The 23,392-nt window shown below is 67.9% G+C and carries 17 protein-coding genes; 10 read left to right on the forward strand and 7 right to left on the reverse strand.

The annotated features are described in order from the left end of the window. The first annotated feature begins 21 nt into the window (after nucleotides 1-21). The gene (locus Q5H91_RS07040; protein WP_305172593.1) at nucleotides 22-216 is read left to right on the forward strand and encodes a hypothetical protein; all 195 of its coding nucleotides are present in this window, start codon (nucleotides 22-24) and stop codon (nucleotides 214-216) included. Nucleotides 217-267: 51 nt separating this feature from the next. On the opposite strand, the gene Q5H91_RS07045 is transcribed toward Q5H91_RS07040, so the two are convergent. Next, nucleotides 268-1,287, reverse strand: a complete 1,020-nt coding sequence (locus Q5H91_RS07045) for a cupin domain-containing protein (protein WP_305172595.1) — start codon at nucleotides 1,285-1,287, stop codon at nucleotides 268-270. 95 nt (nucleotides 1,288-1,382) lie between these two features. Between Q5H91_RS07045 and Q5H91_RS07050 the strand changes: the two genes are divergently transcribed. Next, entirely contained in the window at nucleotides 1,383-3,245 is a 1,863-nt protein-coding gene (locus tag Q5H91_RS07050; protein ID WP_305172596.1) for an alpha/beta fold hydrolase, read from the forward strand. A 16-nt stretch (nucleotides 3,246-3,261) separates the two neighbouring features. Continuing rightward, on the forward strand, nucleotides 3,262-4,620 hold the full coding sequence (locus Q5H91_RS07055) for an amidase (protein WP_305172598.1): 1,359 nt from the start codon (nucleotides 3,262-3,264) through the stop codon (nucleotides 4,618-4,620). 17 nt (nucleotides 4,621-4,637) lie between these two features. On the opposite strand, the gene Q5H91_RS07060 is transcribed toward Q5H91_RS07055, so the two are convergent. Continuing rightward, complete coding sequence (locus Q5H91_RS07060) at nucleotides 4,638-6,992, reverse strand: TonB-dependent receptor (RefSeq protein WP_305172599.1); 2,355 nt, start codon at nucleotides 6,990-6,992, stop codon at nucleotides 4,638-4,640. Between the two features lie 247 nt (nucleotides 6,993-7,239). On the opposite strand from Q5H91_RS07060, the gene Q5H91_RS07065 reads away from it, so the two are divergent. Beyond that, complete coding sequence (locus tag Q5H91_RS07065; protein WP_305172600.1) at nucleotides 7,240-8,517, forward strand: MFS transporter; 1,278 nt, start codon at nucleotides 7,240-7,242, stop codon at nucleotides 8,515-8,517. A gap of 40 nt (nucleotides 8,518-8,557) precedes the next feature. Here Q5H91_RS07065 and hisD (Q5H91_RS07070) read toward each other — a convergent pair whose 3' ends face one another. Next, entirely contained in the window at nucleotides 8,558-9,862 is a 1,305-nt protein-coding gene (gene hisD, locus Q5H91_RS07070; protein ID WP_305172603.1) for a histidinol dehydrogenase, read from the reverse strand. 79 nt (nucleotides 9,863-9,941) lie between these two features. On the opposite strand from hisD (Q5H91_RS07070), the gene Q5H91_RS07075 reads away from it, so the two are divergent. The 3 genes from Q5H91_RS07075 to Q5H91_RS07085 all read left to right on the forward strand — a co-directional run bounded on the left by Q5H91_RS07075 (nucleotide 9,942) and on the right by Q5H91_RS07085 (nucleotide 14,862). After that, on the forward strand, nucleotides 9,942-11,000 hold the full coding sequence (locus tag Q5H91_RS07075; RefSeq protein WP_305172605.1) for a LacI family DNA-binding transcriptional regulator: 1,059 nt from the start codon (nucleotides 9,942-9,944) through the stop codon (nucleotides 10,998-11,000). 209 nt (nucleotides 11,001-11,209) lie between these two features. Then, a complete protein-coding gene (locus Q5H91_RS07080) occupies nucleotides 11,210-13,576 on the forward strand; it encodes a TonB-dependent receptor (RefSeq protein ID WP_305172607.1) in 2,367 nt (788 codons plus the stop codon). Between the two features lie 5 nt (nucleotides 13,577-13,581). After that, entirely contained in the window at nucleotides 13,582-14,862 is a 1,281-nt protein-coding gene (locus Q5H91_RS07085; protein WP_305172609.1) for an MFS transporter, read from the forward strand. On the opposite strand, the gene Q5H91_RS07090 is transcribed toward Q5H91_RS07085, so the two are convergent. From Q5H91_RS07090 to hisD (Q5H91_RS07105), 4 genes are read right to left on the reverse strand one after another with little or no spacing between them, the layout of a single operon-like run. Continuing rightward, nucleotides 14,859-15,614 (reverse strand): HpcH/HpaI aldolase family protein, encoded by a 756-nt coding sequence (locus tag Q5H91_RS07090; protein ID WP_305172611.1) that lies wholly within the window; start codon nucleotides 15,612-15,614, stop codon nucleotides 14,859-14,861. The genes Q5H91_RS07085 and Q5H91_RS07090 overlap by 4 nt on opposite strands. Continuing rightward, complete coding sequence (locus Q5H91_RS07095; protein ID WP_305172613.1) at nucleotides 15,611-16,759, reverse strand: cobalamin-independent methionine synthase II family protein; 1,149 nt, start codon at nucleotides 16,757-16,759, stop codon at nucleotides 15,611-15,613. The genes Q5H91_RS07090 and Q5H91_RS07095 overlap by 4 nt, the downstream gene beginning before the upstream one ends. A gap of 22 nt (nucleotides 16,760-16,781) precedes the next feature. After that, nucleotides 16,782-17,546 (reverse strand): SDR family NAD(P)-dependent oxidoreductase, encoded by a 765-nt coding sequence (locus Q5H91_RS07100; RefSeq protein ID WP_305172615.1) that lies wholly within the window; start codon nucleotides 17,544-17,546, stop codon nucleotides 16,782-16,784. After that, entirely contained in the window at nucleotides 17,543-18,868 is a 1,326-nt protein-coding gene (hisD, locus tag Q5H91_RS07105; RefSeq protein WP_305172617.1) for a histidinol dehydrogenase, read from the reverse strand. The genes Q5H91_RS07100 and hisD (Q5H91_RS07105) overlap by 4 nt, the downstream gene beginning before the upstream one ends. Nucleotides 18,869-19,108: 240 nt before the next feature. On the opposite strand from hisD (Q5H91_RS07105), the gene Q5H91_RS07110 reads away from it, so the two are divergent. The 3 genes from Q5H91_RS07110 to Q5H91_RS07120 all read left to right on the forward strand — a co-directional run bounded on the left by Q5H91_RS07110 (nucleotide 19,109) and on the right by Q5H91_RS07120 (nucleotide 23,391). Continuing rightward, nucleotides 19,109-19,825: a PEPxxWA-CTERM sorting domain-containing protein gene (locus Q5H91_RS07110; protein WP_305172619.1), complete on the forward strand. Its 717-nt coding sequence runs from the start codon at nucleotides 19,109-19,111 to the stop codon at nucleotides 19,823-19,825. 324 nt (nucleotides 19,826-20,149) lie between these two features. Further along, on the forward strand, nucleotides 20,150-21,817 hold the full coding sequence (locus Q5H91_RS07115; RefSeq protein ID WP_305172620.1) for a DUF885 family protein: 1,668 nt from the start codon (nucleotides 20,150-20,152) through the stop codon (nucleotides 21,815-21,817). Further along, on the forward strand, nucleotides 21,814-23,391 hold the full coding sequence (locus Q5H91_RS07120) for a DUF5597 domain-containing protein (RefSeq protein WP_305172622.1): 1,578 nt from the start codon (nucleotides 21,814-21,816) through the stop codon (nucleotides 23,389-23,391). Before Q5H91_RS07115 ends, Q5H91_RS07120 begins: the two co-directional genes overlap by 4 nt. Nucleotide 23,392: the final 1 nt, after the last annotated feature.

Here is a 23,392-nt window from a genome sequence, read left to right on the forward strand (position 1 = left end):
CCGGTCGGGATCGACGGTGCCGTGGAGAACGGTGCCGACAACCGCCTGACCAGCCGCTTCTACGGCGACGTCCAGCTCCGCCTGACGCCGCTGGTGATGGGCAAGCGGATCGGCGTCGCCATCGGCGTGAACACCGTGTTCGTCTCCGACCCGCCCGCCTGCTTCAGCTGCAGCCTGAACGATTTCGACCCGACCACCTACGACGTCCCCGGCTAGTTGGGCTATCTGAAGCTCAGCGTCGGATTGTAACAGCAGGCAGGCTGGCGCTCAGCGAGCGAAGGTGGGCATCGCCGGCGCATCGCCGCCGCGGACCACGAAGGCGACCAGATCGACCGATGCGGTGTTGCGGAACGCGTGCGACAGGCCGATCGGCACGCTCAGCGTGTCGCCGGCGCCCATCGTGATCGCGCCGCCGTCCCAGCTGACTTCCAGCGTGCCGGCATGGACGAAGATCACCTCGACCTCGTGTCGCGCGTGCTGCGGCACATAGGCGCCGGTCGCCAGCGTCAGGCGGCGCAGGTTGAAACCGTGCGGCCACCAGCCGGCGATCGGGCCCGCGGCGAAGCCGTCGCCGGTCGCGACCGGGGTGATGACCGGCGCTTCGGAGACGCCCTCGGCCGCCAGCGGCGACCCCGGATTGCCGGCAATCGCGTCGGCGGACACCACGCACTCGCGCAGCTTGTCCATCGGCGGCGTCTTCAGCTCGGCGGCGGCATCAGCGCCGGTCGTCTCGGCCAGTTCGACATCCTGCAGCGTATACTCGCCCTGCGACGTGTCGATCAGCCGCCCGCCCTTGGCCAGTTTCAGCCCATGGTCGGCCGCCGCCTCGAACACCGCGGGCGCCCAGGTCACCTTGCCGGGATCATCCTCACCCAGCACCGTCCAGAGGAATCCGACGCCCTCGTCCAGCTTTTCGAATCCGCGGAACATATGAATCGGCACCGAGGCGACGTCGCCCGGACCGATGTCGATTGACCCGTCTTCCTTGTTCGGTCCGAACGGCAGGCGCCAGTGGCCGGAATGGACCACGAACACTTCGGCGGTGTCATGGCTATGCTGCGAGTTCACGCAGCCGAACGGCTGGCGCGCGGCGCCGATGTTGAAGCCGTGCCGTTCGGTGATGTGGACGTGCTGGTCCGCGCTTTCCGACACACCGGCGCCGATGATGGTGAAGTTTTCCTTCTCCGTCGAACCCGGGGTACGGGTGTCGATGAACGCGGTGCGGCACGGTATCAGGTCCGCGTAGCGCACCAGGCGCGCCTTCATGGCTTCCTCAGTCCAGTTCACGTCCATCTCCGGGTCTCGGGAAACACTCTTGCATCCGAATGCAGAACAGCTAGACCAACTGCGATCCGCATGCAAGGCGACAGGCGAAACGCTGAGTGACTTCCCCGATCCGGCCTCTTCCTGCAACACCGGGCGATATCGGCGCGGTCCCGCTGGTCCTGCTGCCGGGTACGCTGTGCGATGCACGGCTGTTCGCGCCGCTGCTCGACCGGCTCGCGCACCGGGACACACGGGTGCTCGCGATCGACGGCGATGATCCCGCGATATTGGTAGAGGCGCTGCTGAAACAGGCGCCACCGCGATTCGCGCTGCTCGGCTTCTCGCTCGGTGGGCTGGTCGCGCTGGAGCTTGCGCTGCGCGCCCCGGAGCGAGTCGTGGGACTGGCGCTGCTCGACAGCAATGCGCGCGCGCGCGCCGCCGACGCGCCGCCCCATCCCGGCCCGCCGGCTGCCGCAGTCGCGGACACCTGGCCACGCTCGGTCGGATCGGCGCGGGCCGATGACGGCGACCTGCGCGGACTGCTGGACGCGATGGCGCAGGATGTCGGTGCTACCGCCCATGCCGCGCAGGAGCGGCTGGCGGTCGCCCGTGCCGACAAGCGCGAGCAACTCGCCCGTTTCGCCATGCCGGCACTGGTGCTGGCAGGCGCGGAGGACGCGCTCTGCCCGCCGGCATTCCAGCGGGAGCTGGCCGACGGCCTGCCCGATGCCACACTCGCCCTGATTGACGGGGCCGGCCATTTCGCCCCGCTCGAGGCGCCCGACGCGGTCGCCGCGCATGTCGCCGCCTGGCTGGCGCGGGTCGACCATGCCGCTACACCTTCGACATCCCCGATCCGCACAGGAGACGACATGACCAAGACCACGCCGCCGGAAGAGACCGGCACCGTCCTGCAGGTCGAGCGCCGCGACTTCACCGAGCTGGTGCCGACCGATCGCGCGCGGGCGCAGGGGATGCGCGGCTTCGATCCGATCTATACCGACATCGTCGACTATATCGTCCGCTGCACCCACCGCATCTGGGACGAGCGCGACGTCGGGCTGATCTACAGCCACTACACGCACAATTGCGTCGCCTATACGACCATGGGCACGATGTACGATCGCGAGACGCATATCCGCGACACCATCCAGCGGCTGGTCGAGTTCCCCGATCGGCGCGGGCTGGCGCAGCAGGTGATCTGGCGGGGCGACGACCAGGAAGGCTTCTACACCAGCCACATGACGCACGGCCAGGGCCGCCACAGCCAGTACGGCATGTACGGCAAGCCGACCGGCCGCACCTTCCTGACCCGCACCGTCGCCGACTGCATGATCGTTGAGAACAAGATCTACAAGGAGTGGATCGTCCGCGACAATATGGGTCCGGTGATCCAGCTGGGCCTCGACCCGCACGCCTATGCGCAGGACATCGCGGTGCGCAAGTTCGAGGCGGGCGAGCCGATCATGGAGGTGGTCGAGAACCGCCGCCTGCTCGGCCAGTATCCGCCGGAGACCGAGGCGGACGTCTCGATCGCGCACAATGACGGCGAGGCGCAGCTGCTGCGCGACCTGCACCACATCTACAACAAGCGGATGTTCGGCCGCATCCACGACCTCTACGCGCCCAATTGCCAGTGGCATGGCCCGCTGATGCGCGAATATTATGGGGTCGCGGCAGTGTTGCAGCAGACGATGCGGCTGGTCGCCCTGATCCCCGATGGCTATTTCGTGCCGCAGCACATCTGCTCGGTCGAGAGCGAAGAGGGCGGCACCAAATATGCCGTGCGCTGGACACTCGACGGGCATCATCTGGGTTATGGGCCGCTGGGCGCACCGACCGGGCATCCGCTGTTCGTCATGGGCGTGAACCACTATCATGTCCGTGACGGCAAGATCGTCGACGAATGGGCCGTCTATGACGAGCTGTCGATGCTGGCACAGGTGAAGCTGGCCGCGCTGCAACGCGCGGCGGGCTGATCCGGCGACGCCGCCCATGTCGGATATCCGGTCGTTCGTTGCCGCCTGCGATGCGGGCGCGGCGAGCGCGGGGGCGGCGGTGGACGCGTGCCTGTCGCGGATCGCCGCGCATGACGGCGCGCTGGCGGCGATGCTGCGCGTACTGCCAGACGCGGGTGATACGGCGCAGGCCCGCGATCGCGCCGCCGGCGCGGACGGACCCCTGCACGGTGTACCGATCGTCCTGAAGGACAATATCGACCTGCACGGCACCCCGACCACCTCGGGGTGCCGCGCACTCGCCGGGGCGATGCCGCGCCGGACCGCGCCGATCGTGAAAGCACTGGCGGCGGCAGGCAGCGTGATCGTCGGCAAGACCAACCTGTCCGAATTCTCGTTCGAGATCCGCTCGCGCAGCTCGCTGGGCGGCGACACCCGTAATCCGTTCGCGCCAGACGTGACCTCAGGCGGGTCGAGTGGCGGCACCGCCGTCGCGGTGGCGGCGGGCTTCGCACTGGCGGGGATCGGCACCGACACCGGCGGATCGATCCGGGTGCCGGCCGCCTATAATGGCCTGGTCGGGCTGCGACCGACCTGGGGCGTCGTGTCGACCGCCGGCGTCGCTCCGCTCGCGCCGTCGACCGACACGGTCGGTGCGATCACGACCTGCGTCGACGATGCGGCATTGCTGTTCGCGATCCTCGCACCTGGCCGCTCGCTACGGTTCCGCTCGGTAGCCGGCATGCGGGTGGGTGTGCTGCGACAATTGGCGGGCGCGGTGCCGGACATCGCGCGCGGCATGGCGGCGGCGGCCGATGCGTTACGCGCGGCAGGGGTCGGGGTGGTGGATGCTCCTGCCCTGCCCGACGCCATGATCCCCGCCGGCGCGCATATCGTCGACGAGGAGTTCGGCCCCGCCTTCGATCGCTATCTGCGCGATAATTTCCAGCCCGGTACGGCGCCAGCCTCGCTCACCACGCTGATCGACGGCGGACGGTTCCTTCCGGACTATGACGGGGTGCTGCGCAACCGGGCGCGTCCGCGCGATCCGGCGGTGCGCAGCGCCATTCTCGAGCGGCACGACCGGCTGCGCGAGGCGCTCGACCGGATGATGACGGAGCAGCGGTTCGACGCCCTGCTCTATCCGCCCTCCGTCGTCCTGCCGGTGTCGATGGACAATCCCAAAGGCGGCTGGGCGCCGGAACTGGCGGCGTGCAGCGGCTGGCCGGCGCTGGTGGTGCCGACCGGGCGCGCAGAGAACGGCCTGCCGCTGTCGATCGAACTGCTCGGCCGCAGTCATGCCGAACCGACCCTGTTCGCGCTCGGCCGCGCGATCGAGGCGGGCACGGGCCCGCGACCGATCCCGCAACTCGGACAAGCCCGGCCGGTCGCATAACCGGCCGGGCTCCCGGATCAGAACTTCACGCCGGCGCGGATGCCATAGGTCGCGGGCGGGCCATAGGACACCTGCACGCGCTGCGCCCGGCCGATTACGGCACTCAGCAGCACCGCCTTGTCGGTGACGTTGTTGCCATAACCCTCGACGTAGAATTTGCCCTTCGCCTCGGTCCAGCGCAGCGACACGTCGAACTTGTCGTACGCGCGCTGGTAATCCAGCACCGTGTTATAGTCGGTGGTGAAATAGCTGCTCGAATGCAGCCAGTTGGCATAGGGGGCGAGCGTGCCGGCGCTGCCCAGGTCGATGTCGTAATAGACCGCCAACGTGGTCTTCAGCCGCGGCGACTGCGGCACCCGCTTGCCAGCAAGGTCGAGCGACACCGGGTCCGCCCCGTTCGACGCGCCGTAGAAGTTGTTGCCGCTGATGTAGCGGGTGTACTCGGCATTGAGATAGGCCAGCGTCGCGTCGACATGGAGGTTCTGAAGCGGCAGCGTCCGCAGCGTCACCTCGCCGCCATAGCTGCGCGCACGACCGGCGCTGCCGAAGTATGAGACGAGCGGCGTGTAGACGTTGATCTGCAGGTTCGAATAGCGGTTGTAATAGAGCGCCAGCTCCGTCTGCACGCGGCCGTTCAGGAACTGGTTCTTGATGCCCGCCTCGTACGCGTCGACCTTCTGCGGCGCGTAGGAATTGGGGATCACCGTGCTGCCGCCGGTGTCGTTGACCCCGCCCGAGGCGAAGCCGGTCGACGCCGTCGCATAGACCATCGTCGCGCGCGTCGGCGTGAATTGCAGGCCCGCCCGCCAAGTGACGCTGTCGAACGACGGCGCGCCCGACGTCACGCTGTACGGCGTGGTGAAGGTGTAGGTGTTGGGGATGCCGTCGGCGAAGTCGGCGAAGTCGAACGACTTCTTCTCGTGCGAGTAGCGGATGCCGGCGATGACGCGCAGCGTGTCGGGGATCACCGCATAGGTCCCCTGCGCATAGGCGGCATAGGCGTTCGTCACCAGTGCAGCATCGGCGCGGAAGCCGGGCACGGTCGAGCCCGGCGCATCGATCTTCTGCTGGTACGTCTCGAAGATGTCGTCGTTCAGATAATAGCCGCCGACGATCCACTGGAACGGCGTGGTGCTGTTCGACACCAGCTGGAGTTCCTGGGTAAAGGTCTTGGCACGGGTGTTCGGCTCCTGCTGGCCCGAACCGAAGCCCAGGGCCGGCGCCTGGAAGACCACGCTGCTCTGGTCGTTGTCGGCGCTGCGATGCGCGCGGAAGAAGGTGTAGCCGGTGATCGAGCGGACCGTGGCCCCGCCCAGGTCGTAGCTGACCGTCCCCGACACGTAATTCTCGCGGATGCGCTCGAACGGCTGATAGTCCCAGTCGTTGGTATAGGCGCCCGGCGTCACCGCCACACCGATATCGACGCCGTTGACCAGCACCGTGCCGTTCTTGACCGACGGATTGACGGCATAGGGCACGCCGTTGATCGACTGGTATCCGGTCTGCGGGTTGATGAGCGTGCCCGCCACCTTGTACCCGTACGACCCCGCACCGGCATCGTCACGGCGCCAGAAGCCGCCGTGCAGCTCGACCTCCAGCCGGCTGTCGGGCGTCCAGCGCAGCGAGGCGCGGCCGGCATATTCCTTCAGGTCGACCATCTCGACGCCCGACGTGCTGCGGACATAGCCGTCATGGTCCTGATAGACGCCGGCGACGCGCAGCGCGAGCGTGTCGGACAGCGGCGCGTTGACGAAGCCGTCGATCCGCTGCGAATTATAATTGCCGAAATCGACGTTCAGCCCGCCCTCGTAGCGGTTGGTCGGCGAAGCGGTGACGACGCTGAGGTTGCCGCCAAAGGTATTGCGGCCATACAGCGTACCCTGCGGCCCGCGCTGCACCTCGACCCGGGCGATGTCGAACAGGGGAATGCTCTGCTGCTGGGTGCGGCTCTGGTAGACGCCATCGATGTAGAAGCCGATGACCGGATCGTTCTGCGCGCTGACCAGGCTGGTCCGCACGCCGCGGATCGCGGGGAACGAGTCCGACCCCTGACTGCCCCAGGTGAAGCCCGGTGCGATGAATTCCAGCCGGCTGACATTGTCGGCGTGGAGCCGCTGCAGATCGGCGCCGCTGGCCGCGGTGATCGAGATCGGCACGTCCTGCAGTCGCTCTGCCCGGCGCTGCGCGGTCACGACGATGTCGCCCGGCAACACGTCGCCGGTCTGGTCGGTCGAGGACGAGGATTGCTGCGTCGCGTCGGTGTTGCCCGAGGCGGGGATCGGCGCCTCCTGCGCCAGCGCGGGCGCGCCCGCCGCAGCGGTGAGCATGATCGCCAGAACCGATGCGTTTCGAAGCCACTGCGTGCCAACCATTGCAACCTCCCTCTACGATCCGGGCGCGTTCACCCGATCTCAATGACGGCAAGTTTGCATGCGAATGCATGCTTTCACAAGTCACGGCTGTATGAAACTTACGTCATATCCCGCGAAACTCGCGACTTTGTGTCTCGAGAGCCACAGAGCGCGATCCACCATTGGACGATACAGACGGGAAAACCGGCCAGCCGAAGCTTTACATCCGCATGCGAATGCAATCTAACCGCAGAAAAGGAGCAGGGTCATGGATGTCGACAGCGCAGGTCTATCGGGCAGTGCCGCTCTACTGACGCGCTCGCGACGGCTGGCGATCTTCGCCGCGCTGATGATCGGCGAGTTCCTGTACGGCTGGGCATGGAACAGCGTCGACGTGCTGCGCCCGTTCCAGCGCAGCGCGCTGGGGCTCAGCCTGGTTCAGGCCGGTTCGACCTATTCCGCGCAAGGGGCGGGCGCGCTGACCGGGGCGGTGCTGATCGGCCAGCTCGCCGACCGGTTCGGGCGGCGGCGGGTCTGGGCGACGATCATCGTCGGCTTCGGCCTGGCGCTGCTGGCGGGGCTGCTGGTGACCAGCTACACGCAGCTGCTGGCGCAGCGCTTCGTGCTGGGCGTCTTCACCGGCGGCGTCTTCCCGGTCGGCGTCAGCATCTATGTCAACCTGTTCGAGGAGCAAGTGCGCGGCCGCATAGCCGGCACCCTGAACGCCTGTTTCAGCTTCTCGATCGTCGCGCTCGGGCTGGCGCTGGGGCAGCTGGGCGGACACGACTGGCACCTTCTGCTGTGGCTGGGCGGCATCCCGCCACTGCTGCTGGCGGGCGTCGTGCTGGCGCTGATCCCGGCAGGGTCGAGCGTCGACCGCCATCATGTCCGCGGAGAGAAGCTGCCGGTGCGCGAGCTGTTCCACCCGACGGTACGCCGCCAGACGCTGTTGCTGGCAACGATGACCGGCCTGAACTTCTTCGGATACCAGGCCTATAGCGGCTGGCTGACCACCTACCTGACCGAGACGCGCGGCCTGTCGGCGGCGGTCGCGGGTGAGATGGTGGCATGGCAGTTCGCCGGCAACATCGCGGGCGGCTTCGTCTGGGGCTGGGCAGCCGATCGGTTCGGGCGGCGGTTCAACGCGGTCGGCTTCCTGATCGCCTCCGCTGCCATCCTGACCTATCTGGCGATGCCGGGAAGCCCGATGCTGTTCCGGGTCGTTGGCCTGATCTATGGCGCAACGCTGTGTTCCAGCGTGATCTGGGGCCCGTGGCTGGCCGAACTCTATCCGCCGCATCTGCGCTCGACCGCGGCATCAATCTTCAACTGGGGCCGGATCATCAGCTTCTTCGCGCCGCTGATTACCGGCTTCCTGGCGGAGCAGTACGGCCTGACGGTCGCGATGGCGTCGGCCGCGGTGGCGTTCACGCTGGCGGCGGTGATCTGGCTCAGTCAGCGCGAGACGCTGCCGGGCCGGTCGACCGAGGCGATCCCCACGCCTGCGCAGATCGACCCATCGTTCGTGACCTCGTCCGACCGATAGGCGGCAGGGGTGATCCGGTCGGATCGCCCCTGCCCTTCCCTCAGGCGGTAGCGGCCTGATGCAGTCGGTCGACGCGGACCTGTGCTGCCTTCATGTGCCCGTCGAGCCCTTCGCTGGCGCTCTGGCGCGAGGCGGGCGGCCCGACCTTCAGCACCGCCTCGTCGTCGAGCCACTGGTGGGTCGCGATCTTCACATAGCTGCCGACCCACAGCCCGCCGGTATAGCGGCCTGCGCCCATCGTCGGCAGGGTGTGGTTGGTGCCGACCGTCTTGTCGGAATAGACCACGCTCGCATTCTCGCCGATGAACAGCGAGCCGTAGTTGCGCAGCCTGGCGGCCAGCCCGTGCGCGTCGCGGGTATGGACCTGGAGATGCTCGGCCGCGACATGATCCGAATAGGCGATCATCGCCGCCTCGTCCGCGCACAGCACGATCTCGCCGTAATCGGCCCAGCTCTGCCCGGCGATGCCGGCGGTTTCCAGCGTCTCGAGCTGGCGCGTCACCTCGGCCGCGGTCTGCTCGGCGACGGCGCGGTCGGTGGTGATGAGGCCGACGCGGGTGCGCACGTCATGCTCGGCCTGCGCCAGCAAATCGGTCGCGATCAGGCGCGGGTCGCCGCTGGCGTCGGCCAGCACGAAGATCTCCGACGGACCGGCCAGCTGGTCGATGCCGACCGGCCCGAACACCTGGCGCTTGGCCTCGTTGACGAAGGCGTTGCCGGGGCCGACGATCTTGTTGACCTGCGGCACGCTCTCGGTGCCGAACGCCATCGCCGCGATCGCCTGCGCGCCGCCGATGCGAAAGATGCGGTCGGCACCCGACAGATGACAGCCGGCGATCATCGCGCGGTGCGCGTTGGGCGGCAGGCAGGCGACGACCTCACGACAGCCGGCGACCTTGCCCGGCACGATCGTCATGATCGGCGCGGAGAGCAGCGGAAAGCGCCCGCCCGGCACGTAGCAGCCGACCCGGTCGATCGGGATGACGCGGTGGCCCAGATGCAGGCCGGGCAGCGGCTCGACCTCCAGCGGTAGGATGGTGGCCAGCTGCGCCTCGGCGAAGCGGCGGACATTGTCGATCGCGAACTCGGTATCGGCGCGGGTCTGCGGATCCAGCTCGGCGACCGCGGCCTCGCGATCGGCCATGGATACCTCGAACACATCGACATCGGCGCGGTCGAATTTCACCGAGTAATCGCGCACCGCCGCGTCGCCGCGGGCGCGGACATCGGCGAGAATATTCTCGACCAGCCCGGCGACGTCCTGCTGATCGCCGATCGAGTCGCGGGCCGGCGCCTTGACATAGGCGGTGGTCTGCTCGAACCCCTTCGGTGCCGCGTCGGTCATTCAAATCCTCCTTTGCGATGCCACGACGTGGCGTCGGCCGACGCATATTGAATGCGAATGCAAATGTCACGGGGGCGAAGTGGCGAAGTCTGGCAAGAAGAGCGACGCGGGCAAGGGTGCCGCTGCGCCCCGCCCGTTCGGCGGCGTCCGGCGGGCGACGTCTTACGACGTGGCGAAGCTGGCGGGGGTGTCCCAGTCCGCGGTGTCCCGCTGCTTCGCGCCGGGCGGTAGCATCGCGCCGGCCACCCGCGAGAAGGTGATGAAGGCGGCGACCGAGCTGGGCTACAGGCCCAACGCGCTCGCCCAGGCGCTGATTACCCGGCGGACCAACCTGGTCGCGGTATTCATCTCACGCCTCACCAACCTCCATTATCCCGAGGTGCTGGCAGAGCTGAGTCGCCAGCTGACCGATCGCGACATTCGGGTGCTGCTCTTCGCGCTGACCGCCGAGAGCGAGATCGATCTGCTGCTGGAACAGGTGTGGCGCCACGACGTCGACGGCATCATCTCGGCCGCCCGGCTGGACGACGAGCAGATCGCCGGCATCCGGCGGCACGGCATTCCGATCGTCCTCTACAACCGCACGGCCGGCGAGCATCTGACCCCCAGCGTGTGGTGCGATTCGGCGGCGGGCGAACGCGACCTGGTCGACCGGCTGCTCGCGGCCGGGCATCGCCGTTTCGCCGTGGTCGCCGGGCCGCAGGACAGCGCCGTGGGTGAGGAGCGTCGCCTGGCCACGCTCGCCCGGCTGGCCGAAGCGGGCATCCACGACGTGCCGGTGACCCGCGGCGACTTCAGCTATGCCAGCGGGCGCGAGGCCGTGGCGACGCTGGCCGGCGCCGCGACGCCGCCGGACGCGGTGGTCTGCGTCAGCGACGTAATGGCGATCGGGGCGATCGACGGCTGCCGCTTCGATCTGGGGCTCAAGGTGCCGGAGGATGTCTCCGTGGTCGGCTTCGACGGATCGGAACCGGCCGGGTGGATGAGCTATCAGGTCACCTCGATCCGCCAGCCGGTCCGCCGGATGACCGCCGCGGCGGTGGAAATGTTGCTGGAACGGATCGAGGACCCGACCCTGCCCGCCGAACGACGCTCGTTCGTCGGCGCCTTCGTCCCCGGTCAGTCGGCGCGCCTTTGATCCGACTGCGCAACCAGTCCACGCGCAGGCGCATCGCCAATAAGTTCGCCTTGAGTGCCGTTATCCCTCTCCAGGAAAACCAAAATTCCCTACTAGTTCGCCTCATGTGAGGTGCATTCGGATGCAATTAATGCTGGACAGTGTGGCGGGCCGCCGATAGCTCTTGGTGTTTGAGGGGCGAAACAGCCTCGAACGATAAGGGGTCGGGCATGAACAAGCGGGTTTCGGTCGGCGTTTCCACGGCCATTCTGGCAGCGATGCTCGCGGCACCTGCCATGGCGCAGACGGCGCCGATCGATGCGTCGGCAGGATCGGCCGAACAGTCCCCCGCCGCGGCCGACAAGGTGGCGAGCGCCCCGACCGAGAGCGACACCGGCGGGCTTGGCGACATCGTCGTCACCGCGCAGCGCCGGACCGAGCGGCTGCAGGACGTGCCCCTGTCGGTCACCGCGGTCAGTGCCGAGGATCTGAACCGCGTCCGCATCACCGACGCCAGCCGGCTCCAGCTGCTGGCGCCCGGCCTGACCTGGGGCCAGCAGGGGTCGGACTCGTTCCCGGCGATCCGCGGCGTCCGTACCCAGCTGGTCAGCGCGCAAAGCGATCCCGTCATCGGCTTCTACCTCGATGGCATCTACCAGAGCCGCACCCAGCAGCAGAGCATTCCGCTGTTCGATGTCGCCCGGGTCGAGGTGCAGCGCGGGCCGCAGGGCACGCTCTATGGCCGCAACACCTTTGGCGGCAACCTGAGCGTCACCACCAACGCGCCGTCTAAGCGGTTCGAGGCGGGGGCGAACGGCACGCTCGGCAATTACGACCTGCGCCAGTTCGACGGCTTTCTGAACGTGCCGGTCAGCGACGCGGTGCAGTTGCGCGTCGCCGCCTATCACAGCGAGCATGACGGCTATGTCCGCTCGACCAGCGGTTTCCGCCTGCTCGACGAGGATCAGACCGCGGTACGCGGCGCGATCGCGATCACGCTGACGCCGCAGATCCAGATCGATGCGCGCGGCGGATACTGGAAGCGGGACAACACCGGCGGCGGCGCCTATGGCTACCGCGTCGGCGGCACGCTGATCGATCCGGCGACCGGGCTGCGCTCGATCACCGGCCAGCCCTATGCGGTCAATCCCAGCGCGCGCAACGGCACCAACTTCGTCAACGGCGTCGATATCGGCGTGTCGGTGACCGACGATCCCTATACCAACTCGTGGGACTACAAGCCGTTCGAGCGGCTGAAGCAGGCCTATGGCAGCGGCTCGATCGCGTTCGACCTGGGCTTTGCGACGCTGCGCTCGATCACCGGCTACACCGATTTCCAGGCCTATCGCAGCGCCGACCTCGACCAGACCAGCGTCGTCTTCCCGGCCACCGGCACCGCGGGCGGGTTCGCCGCGTCGGGGCTGCAGGCAGCGCACACCTACACTACCTCGGTCACGCAGGAGGTGCAGCTCGCCTCGGCCGGATCGTCGCCGTTCGAGTGGATCGTCGGGGGCTATTACTTCCACGACAAGATCACCGAATATTATCAGCAGGTCTACACCACCGGCACGACGCGCGGCACGGAGTCGCGGACCGACATCAATACCAAGGCCTATGCCGCCTATGGCCAGGCCAGCCTGGCGATCGTGCCCGACACGCTGAAGATCATCGGCGGCGTCCGCTACTCGGACGAGAGCAAGGGCTATCTCATCACCAACTACACCGCGCCCGCCGGCACGTTCAACTTCAACACCCAGACCGCAGCGCGCGCGACCGGCGAGCCGAGCTTCAACAAGGTGACGTGGAAGGGCGGCGTCGAGTTCACGCCGACCCGCCGGATGATGCTCTATGGCACCGTATCGACCGGCTTCTCGTCGGGCGGCATCAACAACAACTCGTCGAACGCCGCCATCCCGTTCAGCTATGCGCCGCAGACGGTCACCGCTTACGAAGTCGGCAGCAAGAACACGCTGATGGGCGGTCGCATGATCCTGAACCTGTCGGCCTTCTACAACGACTACAAGGATCTGCAGATCACGATCCTCGATCAGCGGACCAACCTGTCCTATTATGCCAGTGCCGGTGCGGCACGCAGCTACGGCGCGGAGGTCGAGCTGCGCACCCTGCCGTTCGAGGGGCTGCACGTCGACCTGACCGGCGCGCTGCTGGACGCGCAGTTCACCGCCTATACCCGGCCCAACCCCTTCTACACAGCGGCGAACGGCAATGCGCTGACCGTCGATCTGGCGGGCAAGGACGTGCCGATGTCGCCGACGTTCAAGGGCACGGCCAGCGTCTATTACGACCTGGAACTGGCCGGTGGCGCCCGGATCACGCCGGCGGCGAACGTGCTGTATTCGACGTCCTATTATTCGACCGACTATAACACCCGGATCGACAAGCAGGACGCCTATGCGCTGCTCGACGCGAACCTGCGCTGGACCTCGGCCTCGTCCAATCTCTATGTCGAGGCGTTCGGCACCAACCTGACCAAGAAGGCGGTGCTCTACAGCTCGACGGTCGGCAACAACCAGCGCATCCAGCAATCCTATGGCCCGCCGCGCGTCTATGGCCTGCGGGTCGGCGTGCGGTACTGAGGTCGATGTCGTCCGCCATCCCCCCGGTGGCGGACGCCGCCCGCGACACGCTGGCCGAACCGTCGGCGCTGCACGAGGACGCGACCGGGCGCCCGCCCTTCGCCCGTGCGGTGGTCGCCTTCGCCTTTCTGATGGTGGCGGAATTCTTCTACAGCTGGGCGTGGAACAGCGTCGACGTGCTGCGCCCCTTCATGCGCGACACGCTGGGGCTGACGCTGACCCAGGCCGGCTCCGGCTATTCCGCGCAAGGCGCCGGCGCGCTGGTCGGCGCGGTGGTGATCGGGCAGCTGGCCGACCGGTTCGGCCGGCGCGCGATGCTGGCGCTGGTCATGGTCGGCTATGGCGCGACGCTGATCGCGGGCAGCTTCGTCAACGGCTATCCGGCCTATCTGGCGCAGCGGGTCGTGCTGGGCCTATTCATGGGCGGCATCTTCCCGATCGTCGTCGGCATCTATGTCGGGCTGTTCTCCGCGACGGTGCGCGGGCGGCTGGCCAGCCTCATCAACGCGATCTTCTCCAGCGCGATCACCATGCTGGGGCTGGCGAGCGGCTGGGCGAACGGCGACTGGCGTGTGCTGCTACTGGCCGGCGGACTGCCGCCGATCCTGCTCGCGGGGCTCGCCTTCGTCCTGATCCCGAAATCGGCGGATGTACGGGCGCGGGTGACCGAGAAGACCGCGCGGCTGCCGGTGCTGGAGCTGTTCGCGAGCGGCGTGCGCGCCCGCACGCTGCTGCTGGCGGCGCTGACCGGGCTGAATTTCTTCGGTTACCAGGCGTATAGCGGCTGGCTGTCGACCTATCTGCGCGACGTGCGCGGGCTCGATCCGACCGCGATGGGGCATCTGGTCGCGTGGCAGTTCGGCGCCAACATCGTCGGCGGTTTCGTCTGGGGCTGGGCGGGCGACCGGTTCGGGCGGCGCTTCAACGCACTCGGCTTTTTGGCGGCGGCGGCGGCGATCCTGCTCTACCTGCATGTCGAAACCGACGCGGTGCTGCTCGGCACGATCGGCGTCGCCTATGGCTTCATGCTGTCGGCCAGCGTCATCTGGGGCCCGTGGCTGACCGAGCTTTATCCCGCCCATCTGAAATCGACCGCGGCGTCGATCTTCAACTGGGGGCGGCTGGTGTCGTTCTTCGCACCGCTCATCACCGGCGCGTTGGCGACGCGGTTCGGGCTGGGCGTGACGATGGGCACGGCGGCTGCCGCCTTCACCGCCGCCGCGCTGATCTGGCTATGGCTGCCCGAGACGCATACCGACCCGCTGCTGCCGGGCCGCCGCGTCTAGCCTTTCGCCGCCGCGACCAGCGCCGCTGCGCCGCTCAGCATGAAGCCGTGGTCCGAGCCGAGCAGGAACAGCGTCGCCCCCTTCTCGCGCCAGTGCGGGATGTCGGCGGCACGCGCCAGGAACATACCGACCGGTACGCCGTGGCGCTGCCCCGCCGCGCACACCGCCTCGACCGCAGCGACGACGCGCGGGTCATCCTGCGTATCGGCACCATAGGCGACGGTCAGGTCGACGCGGCCCACGAACAGCGCGTCGAGGCCGGGCACCGAAGCGATCGCGTCGATCGCGTCGATCGCCTCCGGATCCTCGATCTGCGCCACGACCACCGTTCGCTCTGCCGAGCCGGCGAGGTGCGCCGCCATCGTCCGCGTCGTGTACCCGGCCGCGCGCGACGATCCGGCATAGCCTCGCCCGCCATGGCCATAACGGCTCATCGCGACCAGTGCCGCCGCCTCTTCGCCTGAGCGGATATGCGGCGCGACGATCCCGGTCGCGCCGCAGTCCAGCGCGTTCAGCACATTGTCGGCGGTCACCGCCGGGATGCGGACCAGCACGTCCGTACCCCCCGCCCGCGCCGCCAGGATGCAGCCGTCGATCGCCAGCCGGTCGAACGGCGCATGCTCGGCATCGAGGCACAGGCAGTCGAGTTCGGTCAGTGCCAGCACCTCGACCACGATCGGCGACGGCGTCTTCACGAAGGTGCCGACGATCGTCTCGCCGGCGGCGAGCCGCTGCTTCAACCCGCCGCTCACGCCGCCCGCCACAGCCGCTCGCTGGCGCGCGCCGCGCCCTCGGCCAGCGTCGCGAGCTTGGCATAGACGATCTCGGGATCGACCGCGCCGAAGCCGGCGAAGGTGGAGAAGCCGCAGTCGGTGCCGGCGATCACCCGCTCGCGGCCGACAATGGCGGCGAACTGCTCGATCCGCTGCGCCACGACCTCGGGATGCTCGACGAAGTTGGTGGTGGAATCGATGACGCCGGGGATCAGCACGCGATCGTCCGGGATCAGCGCGGCGAGATCGCGGAACGCCTGCCAGTCATGCTGATGGCGTGGATTGGAGGTTTCGAACAGCAGACCCTGCGGCTTGGCGGTCATCAGCACCGGCAGGATGGTGCGCATCTCGATGTCGCAGTGGTGCGGCCCTTCGTAATTGCCCCAGCAGACGTGCATGCGGACGCGCTCGGCCGGTACGTTGCGCAGCGCGTGGTTCAGCACCTCGACATGGCGCGCGATCAGGACCAGATAATCGTCGTCGCTGCGATCCTTGTACATCATGTGCCGGCCCAGCCCCAGGTCGGGGCTGTCGAGTTGCAGGACATGGCCCGCGGCGACGATCGCCTCGTACTCGGGGCGCATTGCCTCGGCCAGCGCCTCCAGATACGCGTCCTGCGAACCGTAGTGGCGATCGGGCTGGAACAGCGCGATCACGCCGGGCGAGGCGGCGTTCATGAAGCTGCCCGCCGGGCGATGCGCCGCGATCGCGGCATCGAAGCGGGTCAGGTCCTCGTCCAGCGGCGCCAGCGTCTTGGGCGCGATCGGACCGACGCAGCAGGGCCGGCGATAGGTCGGCGTCCCGCCACTGCTCGCCTGCCGCTTCAGGAAGGAGGGAAACGCCTCCAGGTCGGCGGGCGGGGTGCGTTCGCTGTCGCCGTCGAAGCCGGTGATGCGGTCCTTGATGTAGGTGGCGTAGGAGATCTTGGCCATCTCGCCGTCGGACACCAGGTCGATGCCGCAGGCGACCTGCCGCGCGACGCAGGCGTCGACCGCCTCGGTCAGCACCGCGTCGAACCGCGCGGCATCGACCGGCTCGCCGCGTTCGTGCGCGAAAATCAGCTCGGTCACCTCGGCGCTGCGCGGGAGCGAGCCGACATGGGTGGTCTGGATGTGATCGGTCATGGCGCGTCTCTCTGCAAAGGGGTCAATCGGCGGTCCAGCCGCCATCGACGATCAGGCTGGTGCCCGTCACCATCGCCGCGGCGTCGGAGGCGAGATAGACGGCGGCGCCCATCAGGTCCTCGACCTGCCCCAGCCGGCCCAGCTTGATCTTGGCAAGCACGCTCGCCTTGAACGCGGCATCCTCGAAAAAGGGGCGGGTCATCGGTGTCTCGATGAAGGTCGGCGCGATGGTGTTGGAGCGGATACCGTGCGGCGCCAGATCAAGCGCGAACGCCTTGCTCATCCCCTCCAGCGCCCATTTCGACGCGCAGTAGAGCGAGCGGTTCGGCCCGCCGACATGCCCCATCTGGCTACCGATGTGGATCAGCGAGCCGCCGATGCCCGCCGCCAGCATCGCCCGCACGCACGCCTGCGACACGAAGAAGGCGGCGCGGACGTTCAGGTCGAGCACCGCGTCGTAATCTGCGGCGGTCACGTCCTGCATCGGTTTGGGCCGATTGGTGCCGGCATTGTTGACCAATATGTCGAACGGCGCGGAGCCGGCGAAGAAAGCGGCGACCGCATCCGGGTCGCCGACGTCGAGTACCGCCGCCGCCGCACGGCCACCATCCGCGCGGATCGTCGCCGCGCCTGCCTCGATCTCGCCCTCCGAGCGCGCGGCGAGCACGACCTCGGCCCCCGCCTCCGCCAGCGCGGCGGCCAGGGCGAGGCCGATGCCGCGCCCTGCCCCGGTCACCAGCGCGCGCCGGCCGTCGAGGCGGAAAGAGGGTGTGCGCGGGAGGGTCAAGCCGGTTCGACCACCGGCTCGGCGCGGCCGGCATAGGGCACGTTGCGCCCGCCATAGCGGCGCACGCGGACATTGGCCTGCTCGCCATGGCCGGCAAACCCCTCGAGCGCGCACAGCCGGCTGCAATATTCGCCGATCATCGCCGAGGCCGCATCGCTGGTCACCCGCTGATAGGTACAGGTCTTCAGGAACTTGCCGACCCACAGCCCGCCGGTATAGCGCGCCGCCTTCTTGGTCGGCAGCGTGTGGTTGGTCCCGATCACCTTGTCGCCGTAAGCGACGTTGGTGCGCGGTCCCAGGAACAGCGCGCCATAGTTGGTCATGTTGGCGAGGAAATAATCGGGATCGCGGGTCATGACCTGAACATGCTCCGACGCGATCTCGTCGGCGATCTGCAGCATCTCCTCGTCGGAATCGGCGACGATCACCTCGCCGTACGTCTCCCACGCCTTGCGGGCATGGTCGGCGGTCGGCAGGATGGTCAGCAGCCGGTCGATCTCCGCCATCGTGTCGCGCGCCAGCTTCTCCGAGGTGGTCAGCAGGATCGCCGGGCTGTCCGGGCCATGTTCCGCCTGGCCGAGCAGGTCGGTGGCGCAGAGTTCGCCGTCCGCGCCGATCTCGTCGGCGATCACCAGCGTCTCGGTCGGGCCGGCGAACAGGTCGATGCCGACGCGCCCGAACAGCTGGCGCTTGGCCTCCGCGACGAACGCGTTGCCCGGGCCGACCAAGATGTCGACGGGCGCGATCGACTGGGTGCCCAGCCCAATCGCCGCCACCGCCTGAATGCCACCCAGGCAATAGATCTCGTCGGCGCCCGCCATCGCCTGCGCCGCGACGATCGCCGGGGCGGGTGCGCCGTTGAACGGCGGCGCACACGTCGCGACCCGCTTCACCCCAGCCACCTTGGCGGTGATGACGCTCATGTGCGCGCTGGCGAGCAGCGGATACTTGCCGCCCGGAACGTAGCAGCCGGCGGCATTCAGCGGAATGTTCCGGTGGCCGAGCACGACGCCCGGCAAGGTCTCCACCTCGACATCGGTCATGCTGGCGCGCTGGATCTGCGCGAAGTTGCGCACCTGGGTCTGCGCGAACTCGATGTCGCGCAGGTCCTGCGGGTTCAGCTGGTCGATGCAGGCCTGGATCTCGGCATCGGTCAGGCGATAGCTGTCACGGTCCCAGCGATCGAAGCGGATCGAAAGCTCGCGCACCGCATCGTCGCCGCGCGCCTCGATATCGGCAAGAATGCCTTCCACCGTGTCGCGCACCGTGCGGTTATGCTCGACCCGCGCGTCCTGGGCCAAGCCCCGTTTCAGATGGCGCACCCTCGTCCTCCTTTTGCATCCGAATGCAACATAGCCCGCGATTTCGCGCTTGGCAACGCGACGAGAAGCCGGCCGGTCGCAGCGGGCTTCGGTGCCGCGAAGCTATTTCGTGCCGCCACGGACAGCATCGTGATGGCGACCAATCCTGCGCGGCGGCAGCATCAGCTATTGCGCTTCCACAGATTAGGATAATCAGGCACTGTAGAAGATAAGAGCGACGACCAGAGAGGGAGATCTATCATGAGAATGATCCTTCAAGCAGCAGCGTTTGCCATGCTCGCGGTCCCGATCACGGCGCAGGCCAGTGTCTTCGACTTCACTCTCAGCGGCCCGGGCGTGTCGGGTAATTTGAGCATCATCTATGAAGTAAACGCAAACGCGGGCACCCTTCCCGGCACCTCGCCGAACCCCGTCGACCCGGTGGGATCCTATGTGATTACCGGCATAACGGGCTCATTCTCGAACGCCCGTCTGAGCATAACGAATGCGGCGGTGACCGGCCTTGTACCCGTCAACTTCGCCACGCCTGACGAGGGCAACAAGCGCGCACCAAACAGCTTCAGCCGGCTCTTGATCGCGAACGGCGTACAAAGCGACGTTCCCGGCGCTCCGCCTGCACCGGGCCTCTCCTACGACAACCTGTTCTATCCGGACGGATCGCCGCAGACGTCGACAGACTATCCCTTTTCCGGAGGGTTGTTCGATATCTACGGTGTGACGTTCACCATCGCCAACGGGTACGCCGTAAACCTGTGGAGCAATGGCGTACAACCGGGAATCGGCCTGAACTATGGCGTTGCAGTGACCGATCGGATCGATCTTCTGAATTACACCAGCAGAGTGTCGGTCGCAGCGGTACCGGAACCCACGACCTGGATCCTTATGTTCGGCGGGTTTGCGCTGATCGCGGCGGCGATGCGGCGGCGGCAGGCTCCGGTGACATACCGATATTGCTGAGGTCGTCAGCGACCCGGCGCTTGGCGCGGCCCGTTCCTGAAGGCTGCCCCGGTTGCCAAGGTCGCTGACCCGCGACGGCGTGACGCCTGGTATTCACGCCGCCTTCGGCACGGCCGATCAAGCGTCGGGGTTCGTTCTGCCACGGGCACGATGCCTCGCGCCGCGCTCAGTTTGCTCGCTGCCGCGAGTCTTGGCCGACTGATCCGCGCGCTCGCCTGTTTGCCTCCACGGCGCATGCCGCGTCGCTGGTTTGTCGAACCAGTGATTGACAAACGTTAGCATCCCATATGTATACCGTATAAGCGGGGCGAGGGGGGACGTGCCATGCAGTTTCGGGGGACGCTCGGCATCGTTGCTCTCGTCGTATCGGTGCCGCTTCCCGGCGCGATCGCCAGCTCTGAGGTGGTTGCCGCTTCGACCTCGCCGCTTTCACAGCTGTTTGCCCAGTGGCGCCAGTTCGCCGTTCCCCCTGACGCGACCGTGCCGGATTACGGTCCCGCCGCTGTCGGGCAGCGATTGTCGGCCCTGAAGCGATGGCAGAAGCGGCTCGCCGCGCTCGATCGCACCGGGTGGAGCAAAGCCGAGCGGATCGACGCGCAGCTGATCGCGGCGGAGATGGCCGGGATGGAGTTCGAGCTGCGGGTGCTCCGCCCATGGGCGCGAGACCCCGGCTTCTACGCGAACATCTGGGCCGAGCAGAGCGACGTGCCCGGCCATGAAGGGCCGAATGCACCCGTCATCGACCTGTTCCGCTTCGACTATCCCCTGTCGCCCGCGGATGCCGGCCGGCTGGGCGCACTGTTGCGGACGGTGCCGCCGATGCTCGCCCAGGCGCGGCAGACGCTGAAGGACGGCAACGCGCGCGACCTGTGGGCCTATGCCGGTCGCGCGCTGCACGAGCAGAGCGATAACCTCGCCCAGCTGGAGGCGGGCACGCTGGCGATGCGGACGCTGGAGGGCACGAAGACCGGCACCCTCGCCGGCGCATCGGGCGCCACCCTGATCCCGGCGGTGCGCGCCGCGCGCGCGGCGACCGACGCCTTTGCCGCCTGGGTCGCCGCGGAAGCGCCGAGCAAGACGGGGCCGTCGGGTGTCGGCAAGGCGGACTATGACTGGGCGATGCGCAACGTCCATCTGCTGCCCTATGACTGGCAGGCGCAGGAGACGCTGTTGCAGCGCGAGCTGGACCGGGCACACGCCTCGCTGCGGCTGGAGGAGGTGCGCAACCGCGACCTGCCACCGCTGGACCCGGTCAACGATCCCGCCGCCTATCGCCGGCTGTCCGTGGAGCGGGCGCGGCGCTTCTCGGACTTCCTGGTGCGGATCGGGATGGTGCCCGATCGCCCGTATAACCATGCCGCGATCGCGGCGCAGACGGTGCCCTATACGCCGCCCGCGCAGCGCAACTTCTTCTCGCAGGTGACGGCACGCGATCCGTTGCCGCTGTACAGCCATTTCTACCACTGGATCGACCTTGCGCGGCTGAAGCACGACCCCAATCCCGACCCGATCCGACAGGGCCCGCTGCTGTTCAACATCTGGATGGAACGGTCCGAAGGCTTCGCGACCGCGGTCGAGGAGATCGCGATGCAGGCCGGGCTGTACGACGATCTGCCCCGCGGCCGCGAGCTGGTGTGGATCATGCTGGCCAACCGCGCCGCCCGCGGACTCGCGTCGCTGCACGTCCAGGCCAACCAGATGACGCTGGCCGAGGCGGGGGCTTTTCACGAACGCTGGACGCCAAGGGGCTGGGCCGAGGCGAAAAGCGACTTGGTCGGCTTCGAACAGCTGCTCTACCTGCGCCAGCCGGGCTATGGCAGCAGCTACGTCACCGGCAAGCTGCAGTTCGACCATCTGCTGGCGCGCCTGTCCGACCGCGCGCAGGCAGAGGGCCGGCCGTTCGATGCGGCCGAGGCGCTGCAGGCGATGACCCGGCCGGGCATCATCCCGGTCGCGCTGATCGAGGACGAGATGCTGGCGGCGCCGCGATGAAGCGGGTGGCGTTGCTCGCCGCACTGCTGCTCGGCGCGCCGCTCCCGGCGATGGCCGAGGAGATGCCCCGGCTGGAGCAGCACGACGGCCGCTACATGATGCGCGTGGACGGCAAGCCGTTCCTGATCCTGGCGGCGCAGCTGCACAATTCCAGTGCCTGGCCAGACGTCCTGCCCCGCGCCTGGCCGGCGGCGGAGGCGCTCGCGCCGAACACGATCGAGGCACCGGTCTATTGGGAGCAGTTCGAGCCTGCCCGCGGCCGGTTCGACACCCGCAACGTCGATGCGCTGATCGCGCGCGCGCGGGCCAGCGGCAAGCGGCTGATCCTGCTATGGTTCGGCACCTGGAAGAACGGCCAGATGCATTACGTGCCGACCTGGATGAAGGCCGACACCGCCACCTTCCCCCGGATGATCGATGCGCGGGGCGAGCCGATCGACGTCATGTCGCCGCACGCGCCAGCCAACCTGGAGGCGGACCGGGACGCCTATCTGCGGCTGATGCGCCATCTGAAGGAGGTCGATGGCGATCGCCACACCGTCATCGCGGTGCAGGTGGAAAACGAGCCGGGCGCGATCGGATCAATCCGCGATCACGGCGCGGCCGCGGAGCGGGCCTTTGCCGGGCCGGTGCCCGCCGCGATCGTCGCGAAGCTGGGCCGCCGGCCGGGCGACTGGCGCACGGTGTTCGGCCCCGATGCGGAGGAGGCGTTCGGCGCTTGGACGACCGCCAGCTATATCGAGGCGATCGCCGCGGCGGGCAAGGCGGTCAACCCGCTGCCCGTCTATGTGAACACCTGGCTGCGCTACAAGGACAAGAAATATCCCGGGATCGACTATCCCAGCGGCGGCGCGGTGTGGACGATGTTCGACCTGTGGCGCGCGGCGTCGCCATCGGTCGATTTCATCGGCACCGACATCTACACCGACGATGCCGACGAATATGCCCGCGTACTCGACCGCTATGCGCGGCCCGACAATCCGTCCTGGGTGTCGGAAACCGGGTTCGACGCGAAGACCGCGCCTTACCTGTTCTACGTGCTGGCACGCGGCGGCATCGGCTTTTCGGTATTCGGGATCGACGACGATCCGATGACGCCGGCGGGCGAAGCGGCGGTCGCGGCGCACCGCGCCAATTTCACGCTGCTCGATCCGATCCGCGACATCGTCGCGCAGGCCGCGTTCGACCGGCGGCTGTTCGCCGCGGCCGAGGCGCCGGGTCGCGCCAAGCAGGTGCTGGATCTGGGCGAGGGGTGGCAGGCGGCGCTGGCGTTCGGACCGCCGCCCTGGGGCGACACGCCCGCGATCCTGGCGAACTCGCCCAAACAGTCGGGCCGCGCCTTCGTCGTGCGGCTGGCGGCCAATAGCTGGCTGGTCGGCGGGATCGATGCCCGGGTCGAGCTGAAACGGGTCGCGGCCGACGGTTCGCACGGCCAGCTACTGCGCGTGGAGGAGGGAGACTATCGTGCCGGCGAATGGCACGCGACCCGTTGGCTGAACGGGGACGAGACGGATTACGGCTTCAATTTCGGCGCCGCGCCGCGGCTGCTGAAGGTCACTACCGGAACATACTGAC

The sequence above is a fragment of the Sphingomonas aurea genome, assembly GCF_030678875.1.
Classification (GTDB): Bacteria; Pseudomonadota; Alphaproteobacteria; order Sphingomonadales; family Sphingomonadaceae; genus Sphingomonas; species Sphingomonas aurea.

Excerpts from the sequence above, each read along its gene's own strand:
- Q5H91_RS07120 (WP_305172622.1), top strand. The coding sequence starts at position 21,814 with ATGAAGCGGGTGGCGTTGCTCGCCGCACTGCTGCTCGGCGCGCCGCTC.
- Q5H91_RS07060 (WP_305172599.1), bottom strand. The coding sequence starts at position 6,992 with ATGGTTGGCACGCAGTGGCTTCGAAACGCATCGGTTCTGGCGATCATG.
- hisD (WP_305172603.1), bottom strand. The coding sequence starts at position 9,862 with ATGACCGACGCGGCACCGAAGGGGTTCGAGCAGACCACCGCCTATGTC.
- Q5H91_RS07080 (WP_305172607.1), top strand. The coding sequence starts at position 11,210 with ATGAACAAGCGGGTTTCGGTCGGCGTTTCCACGGCCATTCTGGCAGCG.
- Q5H91_RS07110 (WP_305172619.1), top strand. The coding sequence starts at position 19,109 with ATGAGAATGATCCTTCAAGCAGCAGCGTTTGCCATGCTCGCGGTCCCG.
- Q5H91_RS07115 (WP_305172620.1), top strand. The coding sequence starts at position 20,150 with ATGCAGTTTCGGGGGACGCTCGGCATCGTTGCTCTCGTCGTATCGGTG.
- Q5H91_RS07095 (WP_305172613.1), bottom strand. The coding sequence starts at position 16,759 with ATGACCGATCACATCCAGACCACCCATGTCGGCTCGCTCCCGCGCAGC.
- Q5H91_RS07065 (WP_305172600.1), top strand. The coding sequence starts at position 7,240 with ATGGATGTCGACAGCGCAGGTCTATCGGGCAGTGCCGCTCTACTGACG.
- Q5H91_RS07055 (WP_305172598.1), top strand. The coding sequence starts at position 3,262 with ATGTCGGATATCCGGTCGTTCGTTGCCGCCTGCGATGCGGGCGCGGCG.
- Q5H91_RS07085 (WP_305172609.1), top strand. The coding sequence starts at position 13,582 with ATGTCGTCCGCCATCCCCCCGGTGGCGGACGCCGCCCGCGACACGCTG.